The 20,068-nt window shown below is 33.5% G+C and carries 20 protein-coding genes; 6 read left to right on the top strand and 14 right to left on the bottom strand.

The annotated features are described in order from the left end of the window. Positions 1-83 precede the first annotated feature (83 nt). The 7 genes from EMTOL_RS20010 to EMTOL_RS21995 form a co-directional block, all read right to left on the bottom strand. Entirely contained in the window at positions 84-1,004 is a 921-nt protein-coding gene (locus EMTOL_RS20010) for an IS256 family transposase, variant Zn-binding type (protein ID WP_041694317.1), read from the bottom strand. A gap of 176 nt (positions 1,005-1,180) precedes the next feature. Beyond that, on the bottom strand, positions 1,181-2,329 hold the full coding sequence (locus tag EMTOL_RS20005; RefSeq protein ID WP_015026205.1) for a hypothetical protein: 1,149 nt from the start codon (positions 2,327-2,329) through the stop codon (positions 1,181-1,183). Beyond that, positions 2,329-2,715, bottom strand: coding sequence for a hypothetical protein (locus tag EMTOL_RS20000; protein WP_015026204.1), 387 nt, complete (start codon positions 2,713-2,715; stop codon positions 2,329-2,331). The genes EMTOL_RS20005 and EMTOL_RS20000 overlap by 1 nt, the downstream gene beginning before the upstream one ends. Before the next feature lie 11 nt (positions 2,716-2,726). Next, positions 2,727-5,216 carry an argonaute/piwi family protein gene (locus tag EMTOL_RS19995; protein ID WP_015026203.1) on the bottom strand — a complete coding sequence of 830 codons (2,490 nt, stop codon included), beginning with the start codon at positions 5,214-5,216 and terminating at the stop codon, positions 2,727-2,729. Then, entirely contained in the window at positions 5,188-6,075 is an 888-nt protein-coding gene (locus tag EMTOL_RS19990; RefSeq protein WP_041694313.1) for a hypothetical protein, read from the bottom strand. The genes EMTOL_RS19995 and EMTOL_RS19990 overlap by 29 nt, the downstream gene beginning before the upstream one ends. A 125-nt stretch (positions 6,076-6,200) precedes the next feature. Further along, a complete protein-coding gene (locus EMTOL_RS19985; protein ID WP_015026201.1) occupies positions 6,201-6,743 on the bottom strand; it encodes a hypothetical protein in 543 nt (180 codons plus the stop codon). After that, the gene (locus EMTOL_RS21995; protein WP_015026200.1) at positions 6,740-7,339 is read right to left on the bottom strand and encodes an RNA polymerase sigma factor; all 600 of its coding nucleotides are present in this window, start codon (positions 7,337-7,339) and stop codon (positions 6,740-6,742) included. The genes EMTOL_RS19985 and EMTOL_RS21995 overlap by 4 nt, the downstream gene beginning before the upstream one ends. Positions 7,340-8,095: 756 nt before the next feature. Here EMTOL_RS21995 and EMTOL_RS19970 point away from each other — a divergent pair. From EMTOL_RS19970 to EMTOL_RS19955, 4 genes are read left to right on the top strand one after another with little or no spacing between them, the layout of a single operon-like run. Next, on the top strand, positions 8,096-8,725 hold the full coding sequence (locus EMTOL_RS19970; RefSeq protein ID WP_015026199.1) for a hypothetical protein: 630 nt from the start codon (positions 8,096-8,098) through the stop codon (positions 8,723-8,725). Positions 8,726-8,783: 58 nt separating this feature from the next. Then, positions 8,784-9,599: a DUF932 domain-containing protein gene (locus EMTOL_RS19965; protein WP_015026198.1), complete on the top strand. Its 816-nt coding sequence runs from the start codon at positions 8,784-8,786 to the stop codon at positions 9,597-9,599. A gap of 51 nt (positions 9,600-9,650) precedes the next feature. Beyond that, entirely contained in the window at positions 9,651-10,328 is a 678-nt protein-coding gene (locus tag EMTOL_RS19960) for a PD-(D/E)XK nuclease-like domain-containing protein (RefSeq protein WP_015026197.1), read from the top strand. Between the two features lie 6 nt (positions 10,329-10,334). Further along, a complete protein-coding gene (locus EMTOL_RS19955) occupies positions 10,335-10,538 on the top strand; it encodes a hypothetical protein (RefSeq protein ID WP_015026196.1) in 204 nt (67 codons plus the stop codon). Positions 10,539-10,801: 263 nt separating this feature from the next. Here the strand turns inward: EMTOL_RS19955 and EMTOL_RS19950 are convergent, their stop codons facing one another. The 6 genes from EMTOL_RS19950 to EMTOL_RS19925 all read right to left on the bottom strand — a co-directional run bounded on the left by EMTOL_RS19950 (position 10,802) and on the right by EMTOL_RS19925 (position 16,792). Then, on the bottom strand, positions 10,802-11,230 hold the full coding sequence (locus EMTOL_RS19950; protein ID WP_015026195.1) for a DNA N-6-adenine-methyltransferase: 429 nt from the start codon (positions 11,228-11,230) through the stop codon (positions 10,802-10,804). Between the two features lie 77 nt (positions 11,231-11,307). Next, positions 11,308-11,772 carry a hypothetical protein gene (locus tag EMTOL_RS19945; protein ID WP_015026194.1) on the bottom strand — a complete coding sequence of 155 codons (465 nt, stop codon included), beginning with the start codon at positions 11,770-11,772 and terminating at the stop codon, positions 11,308-11,310. A gap of 2 nt (positions 11,773-11,774) precedes the next feature. Then, positions 11,775-12,920 (bottom strand): type IX secretion system outer membrane channel protein PorV, encoded by a 1,146-nt coding sequence (porV, locus tag EMTOL_RS19940; RefSeq protein WP_015026193.1) that lies wholly within the window; start codon positions 12,918-12,920, stop codon positions 11,775-11,777. Continuing rightward, positions 12,917-13,744 (bottom strand): T9SS type A sorting domain-containing protein, encoded by an 828-nt coding sequence (locus EMTOL_RS19935; RefSeq protein ID WP_015026192.1) that lies wholly within the window; start codon positions 13,742-13,744, stop codon positions 12,917-12,919. The genes porV and EMTOL_RS19935 overlap by 4 nt, the downstream gene beginning before the upstream one ends. 1 nt (position 13,745) lies before the next feature. Beyond that, the gene (locus tag EMTOL_RS19930; RefSeq protein ID WP_015026191.1) at positions 13,746-14,807 is read right to left on the bottom strand and encodes a hypothetical protein; all 1,062 of its coding nucleotides are present in this window, start codon (positions 14,805-14,807) and stop codon (positions 13,746-13,748) included. Positions 14,808-14,827: 20 nt separating this feature from the next. Continuing rightward, the gene (locus tag EMTOL_RS19925) at positions 14,828-16,792 is read right to left on the bottom strand and encodes a hypothetical protein (protein WP_305953305.1); all 1,965 of its coding nucleotides are present in this window, start codon (positions 16,790-16,792) and stop codon (positions 14,828-14,830) included. A gap of 155 nt (positions 16,793-16,947) precedes the next feature. Here EMTOL_RS19925 and EMTOL_RS19920 point away from each other — a divergent pair, with 155 nt between their 5' ends. Both EMTOL_RS19920 and EMTOL_RS19915 read left to right on the top strand, forming a co-directional pair. Next, positions 16,948-19,035, top strand: coding sequence for a YWFCY domain-containing protein (locus EMTOL_RS19920; protein WP_015026189.1), 2,088 nt, complete (start codon positions 16,948-16,950; stop codon positions 19,033-19,035). 13 nt (positions 19,036-19,048) lie between these two features. Further along, on the top strand, positions 19,049-19,435 hold the full coding sequence (locus tag EMTOL_RS19915; protein ID WP_015026188.1) for a hypothetical protein: 387 nt from the start codon (positions 19,049-19,051) through the stop codon (positions 19,433-19,435). A 4-nt stretch (positions 19,436-19,439) separates the two neighbouring features. On the opposite strand, the gene EMTOL_RS19910 is transcribed toward EMTOL_RS19915, so the two are convergent. Continuing rightward, complete coding sequence (locus EMTOL_RS19910; RefSeq protein ID WP_305953304.1) at positions 19,440-19,985, bottom strand: M23 family metallopeptidase; 546 nt, start codon at positions 19,983-19,985, stop codon at positions 19,440-19,442. Between the last annotated feature and the right edge of the window lie 83 nt (positions 19,986-20,068).

Raw genomic sequence — 20,068 nt, 5'->3', positions numbered from 1 at the left:
CTTGGCGTTTAAACGACAGAATGTAGCTCATTAACTGGGCTACATTTTTTTATTCTGTCGGTATACGATATGGCTAAAAAAACTCATTTTTTGTTAGAAAAAAAGATGTACCACTTTATGAAGTTTTTACGATGTTCGAGCGATAAACCACGATGAACATCTAAGTGATTTTTAAGGTGAGAAAAGAACCCTTCGATGCCATTGGTGGTCTTGGGAATAGCACCATCCTCCAGAAAATAGAACATATTTGGAATGGCTGATTTGATATACATATAAGTCCTTCTGAGTAACTTATGGGTGTACCAGTATCTATCAGTATTTTGATTGAAAGATTTTTGTTGATAGAAAGACTTGTGAGTTTTCTCCCAATTCTTAAATTGATTTAACCAATCAGCTTTGTCGTTATGGGTGGTGATTTTACTAATCATCAAGACCAACTTTCTGAGGTCTTTAGCTGGCTCATGTTTCGGACGTTTTGTAAGCCAAATCAAGCTCTGACGCTGTAAATGAACTAAACAACGCTGTATTTTGGTCTCAGTCAATACTTCTCTAATAGCTTTAAGCGTTCCTTTGTGTCCATCAACTGTCATGCTATCAATCTTCAAGCCCAATCGCAAAAGATTCTGCAAATCCTCTTTGATTTCTTCATATTTTTCATCCTCACTAAAGCGAATCAACTGCGTATAATTACTGTAATGGTCTTGATAAGTTATCAAGCAAAATTGCTTGAAATAAGTCCCATCCATTCGCATATGTAAGGTGCGTTTATTTTGAATTTTCAGTATGGGAGCCTGAGCCAAATACTCATAAAAAAAACGTTGAAGGCTTGCCTTACTATACCCACTTTCTCTGCTCAAACTTTGATAGGTTTGGCGTTCTAAAATCCATTTCTTGAACCATACAAAACGGTTTTGAAGGCGTACATCTTTGCGTTGTTCGCAGTACAAAATTCCACAATTTTTACACTTGTATCGCTGCTTCCCAGCTTGCTTTCCCCACTTGATACTGCTCTGATAACCACAGGCCCAGCATCGCTTTTTTTTCTATTTTCATGAAACAAAAAATGATTGATGAAACTAATTTCATCAATCATTCAAAAAATACAATACAACTCGCTGATTATTAGTAACTTATATTTATTATTTGTACATTTTACCAACTATTTTTGAGTATTATACCTTTAATCTAAATCTAATTTATCAAGAATCTGTTGTTGCCATGTAGAATATTTTTCTGGATTGCTCAAAAAATACGCCCATGCTTCATTTAAATATTTAGAAATTGGTTTTTCAAATTTAGAGCATTGAACCCTGTAGCTATTCAAATTGTAATTTCCACATGCTATAAATATTTCCTTTGCAAGTTCTTGCAGAATAGTATCAGGAAAAGCCCAATCGTAGTATTTACCTTTACTTTTTCCTTCAATCAGTGGAAGCCAATAAGTATTAATATTAAAAATTGATGTTGCTTCACCAATCTCGTTAAGCATTGCACATACCCCTCTCATTCGAGCTTCATCGGCTGGATGGAGTTCAGAGTTTATTTTGAAAAGATTTTGTTCTAAATCATCGTCATTCTCATTTGAACTTAAAACAATTTTTATGTGAGTATAGGCATAGGCTGGTCCAATAAAGTATGTGGCTATCATATCGCACAAAAACTCTTCCAACCAATTCTTTTCTAACCATTTTATCTTAAAATCATGTAATTGCTTGGCTCGTTCGGGTTTATCTTTATTATTTGCTTCTTTAATCTGTGTAGAAAAATAATTATCAATTTTTGCTCTGGTTTGACGAGTGAACATGAAATATAGCGGCTCATATTCATAAGCAATAAAATGCCCTTTTTCGTGATAACAGTCTGAAAGATTTAATAAATTTTTCTCCTCATTAGCAGGAATACCTAATAAAAGAGGTGGTTTTGCCCAAAAATACTTTTCGAGCGAAAAAAAAGAAGTTACGACAGGTGGTTTTAATATTTGTCCTGTTTCTTTGTATATACGGTTTACAATTTTTTGGAAATACACCTCGGTTGAACCATAATACTTCAAAACAAAGAAATAATCTTGCTCAATAATGAAAAATTCTTCATTACAGGTTTTGTAGCGGTTTAAAAGGTCATTTCTAAATCCAAACTCTTCAATCAAAAATTCTTCTTTCCGATTAATTACCGCTTGAACTTTAATTTTCAAAGACGCTAATTTTTCTATTCCAGTTTTTTTGTAGTTGTGGTCTATTTTTTCATTGAATTTATGCTTAAAAAATGATTTATCAAGTTCTGAGATTCGGTGAAGCAATTCATAGAAAAAACCTAAAATAAATGAGTTCATTAGCGGCGGTTACTTATTTTTCTAAATAGACTTGTTCTTTGTTGATTCACGACATTTAAAAGATTACCTAAAACCTCAAAGTTATTTTTTTCGAGTGCATTTCCTTGTTTTATCTTTTGTTTAAGATTCGCTACTTCTTTTTCGCTAATTTTTGCTTTTAAGTTCAATAATGTTTCTGAAGACACCATATCATCTAAAAAATCAACTATTTCATTTTGTGCATCTTCCAGTTCTTCTGGCTGTAGTTTTAAAAAAGGGTATTTTTTATATGTATTCGCATCAGCAATAAGGCTTTGCTTTTTTAGTATCATTAAAGCCTCATTTAGTTTTTCAGACATCGAAGCCGTTTCTTCGTAGTCTTTCATAAGATAGGTTGTTTCGCTCATGGCCTTATTTTTTAGATGCTATCATCATTTACAATTTCTTCAAATGTTTCTTGCTGTATAAAATCAAGAGGAAGAAGATTTGTTTCCTCTTCTTGATTATTCCAGTTTTTCTCACCGTGAGCCCACGAACCCAAATAAAAATCCAATAGTTTTATAATTACTGGCAATGAGTTTGGTCTATCAGGAGCAGAAAATGCTAACATAGTTTGTGAAAACAAATCTTCCAAAATCTTATCAAAGTTGGCATTTCCTGCGACAAAAGTATAATGAACAGGCTTTGCTGAACCTCTAATGTCAAACGGAAATCCCGTATTGAACATAAATGCTTCTTCAAAATTTCTGCCTAATCGTTTAATTGTTCCAATGGTTGGTAATTCGTATTTTCTTTCGGGGGTTGCCGATAAAGAAGCTCTCAAAGGTACTGCACTATTTTTGTGTAAATCAACAACTGCCCACTTGAAAGTATCTTTATTTAGTAAGTTTTCGGCAGAAAAGTGGTCAATTATTTGTAACACCGCTTTCTCTTCTCCTCCGTGGCTATTACCATCACGCAATAAGACCATACCATTAGGGTTCGGACAAAACTCTTTGATATGCTCTCTTAATGTCGGTTCTATGATTTCTAAAATTTGTTCAGCCGATAGTTTTTCAGCTCTGGAATGTTTGTCTTTCAGAGGAACGTCTTTATATTTTAAATATATTTTACCTGCATTTTTATAAAGAAACGAAAAACCAGCATATCTATCATGTACATCAATACCTACATATATATCATAATTGAGGTTTTGTGCCAAAGCATAAGGAAACATAAAATTCAAATTGAGATACTCAAGAGCCAAATAAAACAACTGGTTTTCAAAGCCATAGGCTGTATCAACTACTTTATAAACGAATTCATTATCTTCCATAAAACCTTCGTAGTGTCGCTCTAATTCACTATACGAAACACACTGAAATTTCAGTTTTGAAGAAAAGAACCCATTTTTTAAGCAGTTATGCAACCTGTTCAGGCTCTCATCATTTTTTGAATTTCTTCTTTTTGAAGAATATGGACTATCTGGTATTACAAAAATAGCACATCCTTCTCCTACATCTTCACTCAAAGCTGCTTCTTTTATTAAATCTACTTGTCGTTTAGCTGATAAATTTGGTCTATAATCGTACTGAACAACTTTTGTAAAACCATTGAATGTGTTGGCTAAGTCTTTTACTTTTTTTGTAAAATCCCTTTTGAATCCATCAAAAATGCCCTCAATTACTTCATAATCAGCCGAGTCTTTTGGAACAAACAAATACTGTGGGTCGAAAATGTCTTTTCCTAAAATACCATTTTTCAGAACACCTAATCGACGTTTTTTGCCTAAGTCTTGATTGATTAACCCTGTTTTATAATCATATAGATTCAATTTATGGTCATTTGCAAACAGCAAATCTTTTGATTTTAGCACCTGCAATTCCTCTTGCTTAGGTCTAAAATCAACGTTAATGAATTGACCATTATATTTAATATTTTTAAAATAATCAAAGACAATTTGGTTAATATTTTTGAATCTTCGATAGGTTTTCAGGATAGAAGTAGAATGCAAGCTCTGCATCTCTGCATCTTTGGTGGTATATAAAAGATAGACCAATGATGAGGCACAGTGTTTTGGAGGACCTTGTTTTCTTTTTCCAGGGTTGCAATAAATAACACTAACTTCTTCTGGATTTAATGCTGTAATCTTATTTTTATGATGCTTGGTTTCGGTAATTGTATATTCCTCGACCGTTCTTTCATTGAAGTTTTTATCTATAAAAGTTTGGTTTGAAATAGATTCTCCGAAACCCAATATTTCTATTGGAAACCAATAATCACCAAATTTTAATAAAGCTTTTCTACCACGAGTCGAATTAGTGTATCTTCCTTTCATTCGCTCTTTATTATGAATAGTAACGCTTTCAGAAGTTGACGATTTAGAGATATTTCTGTGGGTAACATCAACGCAAACATGAGCAAGTTTTTTCCCTTCTGGTACAATCCTAAAAGTAAACCCTTCCAATACATCAATATTGGCATTGGGAATATTTAATAAGGGTTGTTTAGGAAACAGTTTCCCTGCTCCGTCTTCTATCAAGTTATATTTTTCTTTAATCTGCTTTCTGATTGCAAACTCTAAAAACTTTTCAATCAAATTATATTCTTCATCACTACAATTATTGAATTTCAAATTAAAACTTGGTGCATCTTTTGGGAGTTCAAGTTTAACTCTTCCCATTTTCCCTAAAAAAATGTCTGTTTCAAAAGTTTTATCAGACGGAATTGCTACATACTTTCTGCTATTCTTTGTAATAATTACAGCCGGACCATTGGTTAATGAACCGATTTTATACGCAATATTCATTAAATCAGTATAGTACAGGTTCTCTAAACCTATTATCTTGTTGATAGATAGAGGCACTAACTTATACGAAAAATTAATTTCCGCAAGATTCCTAATCGTGTAAAGTGTTTGCGAATTCATCTGTGAGTGATTTAAAATATGCGGCTTCATCATAATTATGTTTACTATTTGTTAAATGCGTACACAACTCATAAAATTTACATAAACTACATCCATGTCCCTCGGTCTGTTCATATTTTATCATAGTTACATAGGAGGGTTTATCATCTTTTTGCCTGATTAAGCTAATATCTCTACTATTTAAAAAGATATGGTCATAGACATTATTGGCAATATTTTCATTAAATGAATGCTGTTTTATTGTACCCTTAATAAGATTTACTTCAAAAAGCGAAATATGGTCATAATCAATTTTTCTTGGATTCTCTCCTGTTTGATTTCTCTTCTTTCGGTTTTCATACGCAACCAAACCAATAATTGATAGTTGACGAGAGTAATCGCTAATCTGGCTTTGTGATACTTTCCAATCAATAAATGTTGCACCCGATACTCGTAAATCAATTTGAGGAAAAACGTTGATGTTATCAATGGCAAATCCTGTATTAGTAATATCTGGCATTAACCAATCTTTATTATTACACAAATGCTGATACAATGAGACATTTGTGTTAAACATCTTAATTTTGGGGAAATTCAAAATTGCTAATCGAACCTTTTCATAAACTTTTCCTATTTCAGATTCATCATAAGGCTTATTTAATTCATGAATATCTAAAACACAATACTCAATATCGCCTTCTGTTTTGTTTGAGCTTTCATAAAGTTTGTTAGCTGAAAAATCAAACTGCTTTTTTCCTATTTCAACTGCTAAAGCGGCATATTCATCAAAATTAATTTCAAGACCATCATTGATAGCAGGTATTAGTATTTTTGATATGAATTTATCTACAATATGCCCCGCCCACATATCAAAATTCATTGAGTTTTTGACAAAATAGGCTCTTTTCCTTAAAGGGTCTTTTGAGATAGAATTTGCTAAGACACTACTCAAATAATAGAGTCTACGGCATTGAAAAAAACAATTGCTATCAGAATAACTCCATTTCATTTCGATTCTTCCATTATTTGTCTTAGGTCATCTATATATTTATCTTTAACCTCTTCTGTATAAATATTTGAAGATGTTTCTTTTTGAAAAAACCGTCCTTCACTACCTTTTCTGTGCATTGCTACTGATAGTGCATTATTCGTTTGGTTTTTAAATAATTCAAAAGTTCTATTGATTGCCTGCTCAACGTCATTGAATGTTAGTTGAAAATCATTCAATAATTTCTTCATTATTACTATTGGTACTTTGTTAGGAATAACCTTATCTGTCAATAAATCCGCTATTAGATTAGGAGCAACGCCAAGTTTACTCGCCAAAGTATCAATTGATAGTTTTTTTAGCATCAACTTAGACGAAAATAAACTACCAAGACTAACAGGCTCGAAAACCAATTTTGAAAACAATAACTCTTGTTTAAATTTAGGCATTTCGTTAATAATCTCTTGACTATCAACTTGTCTTCGAAGCGTTTCTAAATCAACCTTATCGGTTAAAATCAAGAATTTCAAAGCTTGGTCTAATTTACTATTGCTTGTCATATTTCAATCTGATTATAAATCTTTATCAATTTCTGTTTGGCTCTGAATAAACTTACTTTTAGATGATTGTTTTCAACATTTAACAACTTTGCTATCTCATCATAAGTAAAATTCTGTACTTTCAGCAGGAGTAAGTCCCTTTCAATAGGGTCTAACTTATTAAGCGATTTTTGGAGTTTTATTAGATTTTTACTTTCAATTTCTTCATTTAAAAAATCTTCAAATGTGCTACTCTCAATTTCAAAATTTTCCTCATTCTCTTCTCCGTTCAAATCATCAAATGAAACAAAGTTTATTTTTTCATCTTTTAGTTTTTGTTTATTATACGATTTCTTTAAATTATTTATAAAAATCTTGAATAGGATATTGTCAAAATGTATCTGCGATTCAATCTTATAATTATTAATATTTGATAGTACATCATTAAATGTATTGTAAATCACGTCCCAAGTATCATCTTCTGACATCTTCCAAGATTTAATAGCATAGTTATACCACTTTCTACCATATTGCTGATAAATGGCCTCTAAGCCTTTATTCCTATCGTCTGAAATAAGATTAAGGATTTCTGTGTATGTCTTTTTTTGAAAAATCATATATGCACCTCTCTATAATGTATTATCCAATTAGGTTACAATATAAAAAGAAAAGAAGTATTATTTTTAATTATAGGGGAATATCCCGGCACACTGCCACCGTCAAATAAACAATTTTTGAAAGAAAATTAATTATTTGACTTGCACACAAAGGATCAACACAATTCCTATTCATTCTTCATTTTCCGCACCCGTTGCACTGGGAGCTGGTAAAATGAAATGAATAGAAATTGAGTTATTGAATGAAAGGAGAAGTTTTCCAAGATTTTCTCCCCTGCTCAGGTTACTGAATTTGTTCAACTGATACATACAAACCGACAGAATTTTGAGTATTCGCTTTTCAATATCTCTATACAGTATTATTTCCTCCTTCTACCAAAAATCATCAAAACAGCGATTACAAAAGAGAACAGCAAAATTGCAGTCGTTGGCTTTTTGACTGACAAGGGTAAACTTAGCTCATTTGTGCAGTTTGGGTATCCCGAAGGGAACCCTCCCAACTTCCGCATTTCGCCCTTGTCCGTCAAGCCCATGACTGCTTTTCATTTGGCGTTCTTTTTGCTTTTCGCAGTTTCGATAAGATTCTTGCCTACGAAGAAGGGAAATAACCTCTTCCGAAGTATTGAAAAAAGACCAAACATTGGTCGGCTCATACATCATCTATCTGAAAAAAACAGGTAATGAGATGGGAAAGAAAAAATGCGAAAGTTTACCGAACGCCAAATCATTTACAAAAACTTTTAAACTTTTACAATCATGTCAAACAAATCTCTTTCTATCAAATCTTATCAAACAGTTGATGAAACAAACGGTGAAGTTTTATCTATTTATCGCTATCTAACAGGAAACCCAAGAGAATATCGCTTTAATGGGCAAGTAGGCAAATTTTATCTTGATGGAAATGATATTGGAGCAAAACTCAAAATGCAACCGATTGCGTGGCGTTTCTTTGAAGAAAACCTTTTTGCGAGAGATAGAAAGGAAGAATGGGGCGAAGTATTTTTTATTGACAAAGATAATTGTGTGGCGGTTGTGATGTTCAATAATTCGAGTGTAAACAACCTCAAAAAAGTAATGCAAAGTATCTTTTATCGTGGAAGCCTTCAAAACCCTAAAACCTTTGCCGATTTTGTGGTAAATATCTCTTCTAAGGAAAAAACAAGCGAAAAAGGTAAATATTTCATTGCGGAGTTTGATATTGAAGATGCCGACCTTGAAAAAGTAAAAGAATACCGTGAGTTTGCTTTAGACCACCACATCTACCGTGAAGATACGTTGACACCTACGGCAGTATATAATAAAAGTTTGGTATCGGATACTTTCTTTTTACCACCAGTCCCGAAGGTTGAGCGATTAGACGAAGTAACTGAAACAATTCTAAACTAAGCATTTAGGGGGTGAAACTCCCCCTACCCTATTTTAATCCAAATTATAAATCAAAAGTATGGAATCAAATACACTCTCGTGGGACATTGTAGAAAAACCTATTTTCTCAAATGATACAGTTTTGACAAGTCATAAAGCCATTTTTAGAAACGATACCAATAAATTATTGAATGTAACCAAGCAAAGCTACACACCCACCAGCAACGAAAGATTTTTGGAAGTAGTTGAGCGAATGAACGAAATTACAGGTTTCCCGATACGTTGTTATGATGAATTTGAGGGAGGAAAAAAGGTTTTGGCATTTTTGGAGTGTACCGAGCCAATAAAAGTTTCGGGTTATGACTTCACTGATTATATGCTTATCGGCAACAGCCACGACAGCAGTACAGGATTTTTTATTGGCAATAGTTCGATGATGATTCGTTGTAAAAATCGTTTCTCAAAAATCTTTCGTCAGTTGCAAATACACCACACCAAAAACCACGACCAAAAAATTGAAGGTTTATTGAAAAACTTTGAAACGTATATGCAACAACGACAGTTGCTTTTTTCAAAAATGGAAGAAATGCAAAACGTTGAAATTGATGAATCAATCAAAACTGCTTTGGTTGAAAGATTGGTAAGAATGAGCGAAGAGGAAAAATTAGGGAATGAAGAATTGACTTCGAGAAAGAAAAACCTTATTACAAATATCAATACTTGTATCGAGAAAGAATGTATAGTTTTGGGAGATACCGCTTTTGGTTTAGTACAAGGTATTACCAATTTTACAACTCATGTACGTCGAAACCGTGAAAACGTTTTTGGTAATGTTCTCGGTGGGGCTGCCCGAATCAATGAAGAAGCATTTAGGTTTTGTGAGGCTTGGGTTTAATTCTAATCAAACCATTTTGAGCTTACAAAATGGTTTAAAACTTCATTTTTTATGCAAAACAATGTATTTATAAATAATTATCGAGCGTATCCAAGTATTTCTAATTCAGATTTGACCGAGTTTAAAAATTATCTTTTTGGCTTAAATCCATTCAAACCTTATAAGGCCTTTGCCTTTGGGTCTGTATTACATAGTAAACTATTAGAACCCCATTCGCCAATAATTATTCCGCAAGATGTTGATATTGATTTGATTGAAAATCTCATTTCAAGAATCAAACAAAACCGTTTTTGTAGTTGGGTTTTGAATGGAAGTCATAACGAAATGGGCATTCTATTTAACGATAAACAAACAAAGCTGCCATGTAAGGCCAAATTAGATTTGGTGTGTAGAAAAAATATCATTGTTGATATTAAAACCACCAGTCAGCGAAGTTACAATGCTTTTGTAAAATCTTGTTATCAATACGAATATGACCGCCAAGCGGCTTTTTACTTAGATGCTCATAATAGACAAACGCCAAGCAAAAGTTGTTTCTTTTTTGTTGGAGTGCAGAAAAAAGAACCCTATGATATTTTTGTTTTTGATGCACTTGCCCACCCCAATTTTATCAAAGATGGCAGAAATAAATACCAAATGCTTTTGCAGAAATGGCAAGAAATAGGAGGTATTCCAAACGGCTTTATTTCTCCCTCTTGGAACATGAATCTTTTGAAAAATGTAGCATAGAATTATATGAAATGGAAAGATGAAATTTTGAGAATGAATAACTCCGATGGGAGTTATCATTTTTTCAATCCTGCTTTGATTATTGATATTTTAGTTTGTGAAACAACTTTTCAAGTAACAACTGCCAACCGAGAGTTTTTCACATTTCCCATAGAATTAAATCAAAGCCAAATGGAAACATTTGTTGGTCAAAAATTGTCAAGGCCTTAAAAAAATTTCGTGCATTCGCACGATTTTTCTTGAATGAGAGGGGAATTTATGGCAAATTACTTTCATCCGAGAGTTTCGTAACAGAAAATTTTCGCCAGTAGGCAAAATATTTCCTATCTACTCAATCACCAATGAAAGAGGCTTTTGATAGCTTGGCACTGAAAAAGTTTTTCAAAACCGCCTCCGTTGTTTTGAAAAACACTTTCAATTGGCTTGGCTCTGAATTGAAATGGAATTAGAATATAATTAGGAAGGGTTACAATTCATGGCCTTCCTTCAAAAATTACAAGCATTGAAGGAAAAGGTGCTGAGTTTTTAGAATCACTAAACCTCAACCGCCCTTTGATGAATTTAATTTCGTGCTTATTAAGTACCCATTCGTGAAACCATTTGGTATCGGTTCGGGCTGGTAGTAAGGCAATAATTCTGCATCTACCTGTAATGACTTCTAAATGAGCTTTTCTTACCCATTTGCCAATTTCTCTTCCATAAGGTGGATTCATCCAGCACATTCCTTTCCACTCTTGTTTCAACCCATCAATTTCAGGAGTAAAAAATTCATTACACTTTGCGTTTTCAGATGTAGCACAAACATCTAACGTGAAGTTATATTGCTTATCTAATTCGTCAAAAAGGTCTTGCGGTGTTTCCCAATTGGTGGTTTTGCAACTAAAAATGGCTTTAATATTCATATTTCTTAAATAATTCATAAAAAAAGCAAAGCCAAAAGCCTTGCCGTTTCTAAAAAAATCCTAAAGTTTAAATTTTTTCACATCGTCAAAATCTCTTGTTGAGTTAGTGTTACACCTTCGCAATCATTGCCCAAGCAACTAAAAATATTTCCATCTTTGGTGCGTATTGACCTTAGGTATTTTTCACCACACGCACATCGGTAAACTCCTCGCACAAAACGGTTAGTCATTTTCTCAATAATTATTTTGATAGTTGTAATTGCTTGTTCATCTACCTTAATAAAATGGCTTTCTCCAATATAAGCATCCAGTTTTTTGCTATACTGATAAAGTTTTAAGTGCCTAAAATTAGCATCCATTTGTTTATCTGATTTCTGAAAATTGGTAATCAGTTGTAATGAAACATCTTCATCTAATGGCGAATTTAAGATAATTAAATGCCCTTCGGCTTCTTGTTCTATAAAGAATCCAAGGCTTTGAATTACTTGAATAAAGCTAATATAATCAAACGGGGGTGGTAATTGATTTTTAAATAATTGCATTTTTATTGTTGTTTTTTATTTTTAGAAAAGCTCAAAGTGAGCATGTACGTATGATTCATTGGCGTAAAATCGCCCAACCCAAAGCTCGTTGAAACATCAAAGTTCATTAACCATTTATCTTCTTTTAGTGAAAGATTTTGTAGCCCTCCACCTATTGTAAGTAACTTTCTATTTCCTTTACTTTTAGGGTCATTGAAGTAGCCTATCCTACCTATTAGTTTGTTGGCATGAGTAAATTCTAAGCCCGCTGAAATCATTATTTCTGATAACTCTTCACTAAAACCATTTGGAGCATCACTCAAGCTTGAAAAAATAGCAGCTAAACTACTGGTATTGTACAGGTTTTTGCCCTTAATTATTCTCCCTTCTGCACCATATAAAGGAGGTGTGGGAACTAACATTTTGTGAGCATCAAGATTTAAACTTATTAAATCTTTGTTTTGTATTTTTAGATTGTAGGCTCCTCCTAATCTAAAAATTGTTGATTGAAAATTGCCTTTTTTTTCATCTCCAAAACTAACTTTGGGTCCGATGTTTTGTATCACAGCAGCTCCATTGAAATAATGCTTTTTAGTTCTATCGCCTTGATAATAAAGACTTAAATCAGTATTCAATGTTGAGGCTGGACGAATATTGTATTGCCCAAATTGATGTTTTGGCAATAGGTGAGAATTTATGTATCGAAACGTCAATCCACCATTTATTTTTTTACTAAGTTTCATCGAATAGCCCGTTTGAATTGCCAACGTGTATGAACTAAATTCGCCATTAGAAACACCGTCATCATCTCTCAAATCAATTTTTCCGCCATCAAAATATTGGATGCCCCAATTAAAACTACTATTATTTTTGAGTTTGGTATAAGCATTGATTCTTGCTAAACCCATGTCAGCAATAATACCGTTTGCAATAGGATTATAAACAACGTTAATACTACTATTGCTTTCTAAAAATGGAATTTTTGCATGGTTAGTCATCCAATTTGATTCTGTTGGGTTTGTAGCAAATCCACCCATTCCTAAACCCAACGATTGGGCATCCGATGGGTAAAGTAAAAAATCTAAAGTCCCCAATGGAATACGACGAAGATTTACTTGACTATGTGCAACTATCGAAAAACATAAAAAAAATATTGATAAAAATCTCATAGTTTGCTTAATTTGATAAATCGTTTGACAATCCTTTCACCCGTTTCAGCTAAACTTAACTCGATAATGTATTCATCGCTTGGCAGATTTGATACATTGATTTGTAAAAAATCATCATGACTTTCTGCCCAGCCTTCATACAATCTTTGACCGATAATATTATAAATCTGACATTTTACACCAGTCAAACAAGCACTCGATTTGAGTTTAAGCCAATGAAAAGTTGGGTTTGGATAAAGTATCAAACCATCGAGTGATGGTTTTAAAACAGGCATTTCAATATTCGTAAACTTAGAAATACCATTTGGCTTCAAACATCGAAATTGGTATTTCAAGGTATCCGTTTGAGTAACTTTTATGTTTCGCTCATTGGTCTGCATAAAACCATCTTGCCAATAAACTTTTCCTTCACACCCTTTTACCAAGAAAAAAAATTCGACACCTACACATACTTTTTTATTTACATCAGTTCTAATAATTTCTCCTCGAAAAGTGTAATCAATCTCAAAATATGCTGTATCTGATGGGCATTTTTCCTTGCTTTGACAAACCGCTCCTACCCTATCAACTACGTTCTTAGTTATCAGTTCACCTTTTGAGAGAAACTTGCTTTGAGCATCAAACCATTGGATTTCTCCTGAAGTACAACCAGATGCAGTAAGTTTTAACAATTCTCCTTTTTCTGAAATGACTGGTATTATTTTAGGGGCAGGTAATTTCTTCCAAATTTGTATTTTTAGGCTACTTGTATCACTTTGGCAAATACCAGTAAAAGCCGAAAACCAAAGTCCCAGCAAAATCAATAATTGTTTTCGTTGGTTCATATTATTGCAGGCTAAACTTGATTTTCTTAGATTCAGAAATACCCGCAGAATCTTGACAATAAACTTCATATACACCACTGGTTTGTGTATTTACTGTAATACTCGGAGTTGTTTGCCCCGAATTCCATTTATAAGTGCCACTACAACCCGATGCCGTTAAAGTTACGCCTGTACCTTGGCAAACATCTGATGCTGAAGCGGTTACGCTGGGTATTGGCGAGGAAACTGTAATTGTGAAAACACCACTATAACTTGATGAACAATTTTGAGCGGATATACATCTTGCTCTATAATTGGTTGTTTTGTTCAATGTAACTACTTTACTTCCGCCTGTTCCATCATTCGTCCAAGTATTCGCACTTTCTTTTTGCCATTCTACTGTACCATTACAATTTGAAACCGACAATGTACTTGAACCATTGGTTAAGATTGTTGTTGGGTTAGCTGAAATGGCTGGAACTTGCGGACGAAAATTGACTTTAACCGTTACAGAAGCCGATTGCGATTGACCATTGTTAGGATAAGTACAGGTGTATGAATAGGTAGTTTCTGAATAAATTGGTGACGGTGTAATGCTACCTGCCGAATAAGTTGGATTTGCAACGATAACTGCTCCTGTTTGTGCAGTATTCCATTTAATAGTCCCCCCCGAACATCCATAAGCAGTTAAAGTTGTAGATTCTCCATCGCAAATGGTTTGAGGAGATGCCGTTGGAAAAGGTAAATTTTGCACATTAACCTTAATCGAATCTTTTGAACCAACACACCCAAAAGGAGATGTACAAAAAGCAGCATAAAACTGTGATTGATTAGGTGAAACCGTCATGTTATTCCCAGTAGTGCCATTCGACCAAGTAATAGTTCCATTGCAGTTAGCTGCAGTCAATGTAACTGCCTGGCCAACATAGATTGAATCTCGATTTTTAGTTAGAGTTGGTTTTGAAGGTAATAAACTGATAATGATTTTGAGAGTATCTGATGGGTCGGTTGACTGGGCAAATACCACATTTTTAAATGAACAGGCACAAAAAATGCCTATCAAAGCCAGTATTGACTTCTGCATAGATGAATCGGGGGTTTAATTTATTGAATTTTTATAGAAATAATTTTACTCGGTGAAATCCGACCGTTGGCAGTGCAACTGACAGAATAGGTAGTTGATAATGTGGGTGTAACAGAAATTGTATTCAAGGTCATACCGTTTGACCATAATAAATTTCCTGTACAACCACTGGCTGTTAAAGCGATGCTTTCACCTAAACATATTTCTGACTTAGATGCAAAAACGCTTGGAACAGGCGGAAGTACAATTACTTTAATTTTATCTGGTGTGCCTGTACAATAATTAGGCAATTGGCAAGTAACTGAATATTCAGTATCAATATTTGGACTTACTTGAATTGTGGGTTGCTTTGAACCTGTATTCCAAAGAAGTGCTCCTTGGCATGACGATTCTTGAATACTCAATGTAATCGTTTGTCCTTTGTAAATTGAAATTGAATCCTGATTTGGGAAAATGATTGGTTTGTTAGGCTCAATATATATCTTTTGTGAAACGATTTGAATGTTGTTGATTTTAGCTCGGATATAATGATAACCCGTATCTGTTGGCATAAAATTAACTTTTTCGTGTAAATCCAAATAATTGGTATTTGAAATAATACCGCCCGTAGATGTAAAAAAAACTTTTTGTCTAAATTCTCTTTTAAGTTCGTTATTGATATATAATCGTACAAAAGTACCATCGAAAGTAATTTTATAACGAGCATTTGAAAAATCTCCGTAGAGGGTTTCTTCTTCAATATCGCCTGAAATATTTATGTAACGAAGCTTGACATCATTGTTATGAATGAATCGGAAACCAAATCTTTCGCCCAAAATAATATAATGAGCAAAATCCCAGGTTACTAAATCAAACCCATTATGCTGATATTCAAATACAACTGGGTTACTTGGAGACACTACAAAGTATTTACGAGAAGTCAACGTAAAATAGTCTGCTCCGCCAAAATGAGATACCGAACCATCCGCATTAATTTTTCCTACTTCACGACGATAGGCATTGGCTCGTGTAATAAAATCTTCAGGTTTAATAATTTGCCCATTAACATAGAATTTACCTGCACTATACGGTTGGTTATCGGGAAAGTTATTTGGTAAAGCTGCAACCAATTTTGATAGGTTATGTGAGCCAATATTTGAAATCGGAACACATTGCTTAATTCGCAACGGTGTTTCAAGCCTTGATGCAGGCGAAAGCGTATCATCTTCGGCAATTCCATTTCCTACAAAATTATTATTGGGTGAAATACTCAAATAAGCATAATCTTCTTCTACTATGGTTGAATTTGAACGCAAGCTACCACACTCATCTTCTGCCCAAATAACATCTCCCACGTTAAAATATCCTTCTGGAAACCGATATACTCTCAAACCGTACGCATCAAACAGAACATTCGTAGCATTTTGAACATACTCCTTTCCATTAACAAAAATCTTGGTTTTACCTGTGGCACTTGAATTCCAAAAATTATTACATCCACTGGGGATATTGTAAATATAAAATTCTCGTTGTGTATTCAGAAAATCTTCACTAATTCTTATACGATTCACATCGGCTCTGAATAAACTTAGATAAATACCGCCCAATTCATAGCTTTCATTACCCACAATACAATTTTGTTGATAATTCGGATGTGATTGAATTGTCAAATCTGTATAGACTTCCGCTATTTGACCCGCTTCAATTGGTAAATCAAAACCATTTCGATAATTGATTTCTGTTCCATTGCCTATTGCAACACCTTTTGGCTTACCTACACAATCTCCGCCAATTTGACCTAAAACATATCCTATCTGCTTATTAGTATTATTTGTAATGGCGATTTTGTAACTACCACCAATTGTTGGAGCAATACTTAGTGGATTGATAGATGGCGATGAAGCATTTACTGTTACAGATTTATCAAATCCCGTTGCTATCGAGGAAACTCTTATGGTAATTGTTCCACTAATTCCGGTAGGAGCATTTATACCTGTTGCTTCCACAAGGATTCGTGGTGGGTTTGATTGTGAGTAGCTTGATGAGTAAAGAAAAAATAGGAAAAAAGAAAAGCATAGCCTCATAGTTTGATATAATCGAATTGTATATATTTTTACAAAAGTATTATATTATAATATTTTTTACAAATAAAATTTGACTAATGTACACTCAAACAGAAAGAGACGGCTTACAAAAAATACTGGAAATTATGCTTTATGCCTCCATTACGGCACTGTTTTTTAATATTTATGTCTATTGTTTTACATTTTTTGAACACATTCCAATCGTTACAAAGTATATATTAAAGTTTCTAAGTAAAGTCAATCAAACAACTTCTTTATTCCAGCATCATCTTACAAGTAAAATCCTAAGTTTTTTCTTATTGTTCTTCTATATTGCTGGTAGCAGAGGTGTAAAATCGAAAGATATTGACAGAAAAAAATCATTAAACAACTTGTTGATAGGCGTGATTTTGTTTTTTAGTATCAATATTATTTTTGCTATACCATTCTATGCTACCTATTTATCTGAAATTTGCTACTCAATATGCTCTGTATTAGGGTATTTTTTAATGATTAAAGGTGGGCAAAATCTCAGACGTTTAATCAACTTCAATATCAAAGACGATATTTTTAATACAGCAAGTGAAACTTTCCCTCAAAATATTGTTCGTCTTGAAAATGAATTTTCAGTCAATTTTGAATCAACATTTCAATATGATGGTAAAGTGCATAAAGGAGAAATCTCAGTAGTAAATCCACAACGGGCTGTAATGGTTATTGGTACACCAGGTTCGGGAAAATCATACAGTATTTTACTGCCAGCTATTCGACAATCTATTGCAAAAGGTTATACGCTATTTATTTATGACTTCAAATTTCCAGATTTGACATTAGAAACGTACGGTGCAATACTTCATAATTTAGATGGTTACGGAGCAAAAAGACCCAAGTTTTATGTTATCAACTTCGATGACCCCGAACGCTCTCACAGGTGTAATCCGATTGCTCCACACCTACTTTTAGAACAAATGGACGCTTATGAGTCGGCTCGAACCTTGATGTGTAATCTCAATCGCACATGGATTTCTAAAGAGGGTGATTTTTGGGTAGATAGTGCCATTAATTTTGTTACGTCAATTATCTGGATTTTGAAAATGATTGCCGATCGAAAGCAGACAGAATACCAAGCCAAGCAACTAACTAACCCTGATGTAGAGCCTGACCCACTTCTAAATATTTGTACTTTACCCCACGTAATCGAATTTGCCAATAGAAAATATGACGAAATATTGCCGATATTGGTGAGTTATCACGAAACAAGAAATTATGCCAAATCTTTCTATGAAGCATTTACTAAGGGGTCGTATGAGCAATTAGATGGTCAAGTTTCAACAACATTAAACGCTTTAGCACGACTTTCAACACCAACCTTATATTGGGTTATGTCTGGCAATGATTTTTATTTGGATTTGAATAATCAAGAAGACCCCAAAATTTTATGTGTGGGAAATAACCCTGAACGTGATAAAATTTATGGTGCAGCATTAGGACTTTATACTTCCCGCATGATAAAAACCATCAATAAAAAAGGAAGACAAAAGTTAGCTTTATTTTTAGATGAATTACCAACTATTTATTTGGGTGGATTAGATAAATTGATAGCAACTGCTCGCTCGAATAAAATAGCCACATGGATGGGTATTCAAGATTTTTCTCAATTAAAAAGAGATTATGGCGATAAAGAAGCAACCGTAATCATAAATAGTGTAGGGAATATTTTTTCAGGCCAAGTTACGGGAGAAACTGCCGAAAAACTTTCTAAACTTTTCTTAAAAACCAAACAAATAAAAGAGTCTTTGACAGAAAGTAGAAATGATTCGTCTATGCAATTTTCTATACAGGTATCTGACACTATCTATGCCGCTAAAATATCGAATCTAAGCCAAGGGACATTTGTAGGGCAAGTTGCTGATAATTTTGACAAGCCCATAGAAAACAAAACTTTTCATGCAAAAATCAAAGTTGATACCCCACAATATTCTTCACAAGAATTGCCAATCATCAAAGATTTTTCTATATTTGTAAACGATGAGTTTAGCAAAAATCACTCAAAAGAATCAACAAAAAAGTATGTAATTCAGCAGAATTATCATCAGATTATACAAGAGATTGATTGGCTTGTCCAAGAAGAAATGATACGAATTAAAAAAGATTTTCCCCATTTAATCAAACCCGATAAATCCTAAAAGTTTTAAAAAAATGCCCCGAAAGAAAAAAGATATTTCAGAAAAAGAAGAATTGTTTTATAAAGCATTCGTTTCTCTGATTCATAAACAAATTGATGATAAAATTATAGAAAATGCCGAAAAATGCAATCCAATCAGCCCAAAACAGATTGCACAGTTTGAGAAGAAACGTGCAGAATTTCTTGGCGTAAAATATTTAATTTATCGCCACCTTGCCAATGGTGGAGGTACATTGGCAACTTTAGTGCAAATTTTAGATGTTTGTTTTCAAAACAATGTGCCTGTGAGTGAAATTTTCACACCTGAAGCATTCAGAAAATTTAAGGAAAAAGCTGAATTAATTGCCATGAATCAAGAAACAGAACAGGAAGATATATATATTCCCGAATTTAGTGATTAAACCATCAGTGATTCAAGATATAATTACCAAGCAGATTAATATAGGGCAATGGATTAACAAATTGCCCATTTTTTTTTACTCCATAATGTAAATGTGGACCTGTGGCTCGGCCCGTTTTTCCTATAAGTCCGATTTTCTGCCCAATAACCATCATCTCCCCCACTTCTACCTCACTTATCGAAAGATGCCCGTAGAGTGTTTGATAACCATTTGGATGCTCAATAATAATATAGTTTCCTAAATACGTGTCATATCTTGATTCGATAATTATGCCATCTGCCGTAGCAAAAACAGGTTCATGCTCTTTGGCTGAAATGTCAATAGCTGAGTGAAAGTGCGATTTTCCACTCACTGGATGAACTCGGTTTCCAAAAAACGAAGTAACAAAATGATTTTGATTAGTCTCAATAGGAGAAATACACGGTATCTCATATTGTACTTTCTGTTCAAAATGATTGTATTTTTTTATTACTTCCGGGCCATCATTAAACATAACAAAAATTCTCAAACTATCAATCCTGTATTGTGCAAATAATGTATTTTGAAACATTAATAATATAAAATAATAATAATACTTTTGCATTAAATATTCTATGTTTATATTTATTATTTATGCAAACCTAAACAATCTAT

It is taken from the genome of Emticicia oligotrophica DSM 17448 (assembly GCF_000263195.1).
In the GTDB taxonomy this organism is placed as follows: Bacteria; Bacteroidota; Bacteroidia; order Cytophagales; family Spirosomataceae; genus Emticicia; species Emticicia oligotrophica.
This window is presented reverse-complemented; position numbering and strand designations above follow the sequence as displayed.

What these genes read in the sequence shown, in the direction of transcription:
- EMTOL_RS20005 (WP_015026205.1), bottom strand. Translation starts at nt 2,329, where the DNA reads ATGAACTCATTTATTTTAGGTTTTTTCTATGAATTGCTTCACCGAATC.
- EMTOL_RS20000 (WP_015026204.1), bottom strand. Translation starts at nt 2,715, where the DNA reads ATGAGCGAAACAACCTATCTTATGAAAGACTACGAAGAAACGGCTTCG.
- EMTOL_RS19995 (WP_015026203.1), bottom strand. Translation starts at nt 5,216, where the DNA reads ATGAATTCGCAAACACTTTACACGATTAGGAATCTTGCGGAAATTAAT.
- EMTOL_RS19990 (WP_041694313.1), bottom strand. Translation starts at nt 6,075, where the DNA reads ATGAATTTTGATATGTGGGCGGGGCATATTGTAGATAAATTCATATCA.
- EMTOL_RS19985 (WP_015026201.1), bottom strand. Translation starts at nt 6,743, where the DNA reads ATGACAAGCAATAGTAAATTAGACCAAGCTTTGAAATTCTTGATTTTA.
- EMTOL_RS21995 (WP_015026200.1), bottom strand. Translation starts at nt 7,339, where the DNA reads ATGATTTTTCAAAAAAAGACATACACAGAAATCCTTAATCTTATTTCA.
- EMTOL_RS19970 (WP_015026199.1), top strand. Translation starts at nt 8,096, where the DNA reads ATGTCAAACAAATCTCTTTCTATCAAATCTTATCAAACAGTTGATGAA.
- EMTOL_RS19965 (WP_015026198.1), top strand. Translation starts at nt 8,784, where the DNA reads ATGGAATCAAATACACTCTCGTGGGACATTGTAGAAAAACCTATTTTC.
- EMTOL_RS19960 (WP_015026197.1), top strand. Translation starts at nt 9,651, where the DNA reads ATGCAAAACAATGTATTTATAAATAATTATCGAGCGTATCCAAGTATT.
- EMTOL_RS19955 (WP_015026196.1), top strand. Translation starts at nt 10,335, where the DNA reads ATGAAATGGAAAGATGAAATTTTGAGAATGAATAACTCCGATGGGAGT.
- EMTOL_RS19950 (WP_015026195.1), bottom strand. Translation starts at nt 11,230, where the DNA reads ATGAATATTAAAGCCATTTTTAGTTGCAAAACCACCAATTGGGAAACA.
- EMTOL_RS19945 (WP_015026194.1), bottom strand. Translation starts at nt 11,772, where the DNA reads ATGCAATTATTTAAAAATCAATTACCACCCCCGTTTGATTATATTAGC.
- porV (WP_015026193.1), bottom strand. Translation starts at nt 12,920, where the DNA reads ATGAGATTTTTATCAATATTTTTTTTATGTTTTTCGATAGTTGCACAT.
- EMTOL_RS19935 (WP_015026192.1), bottom strand. Translation starts at nt 13,744, where the DNA reads ATGAACCAACGAAAACAATTATTGATTTTGCTGGGACTTTGGTTTTCG.
- EMTOL_RS19930 (WP_015026191.1), bottom strand. Translation starts at nt 14,807, where the DNA reads ATGCAGAAGTCAATACTGGCTTTGATAGGCATTTTTTGTGCCTGTTCA.
- EMTOL_RS19920 (WP_015026189.1), top strand. Translation starts at nt 16,948, where the DNA reads ATGTACACTCAAACAGAAAGAGACGGCTTACAAAAAATACTGGAAATT.
- EMTOL_RS19915 (WP_015026188.1), top strand. Translation starts at nt 19,049, where the DNA reads ATGCCCCGAAAGAAAAAAGATATTTCAGAAAAAGAAGAATTGTTTTAT.
- EMTOL_RS19910 (WP_305953304.1), bottom strand. Translation starts at nt 19,985, where the DNA reads ATGTTTCAAAATACATTATTTGCACAATACAGGATTGATAGTTTGAGA.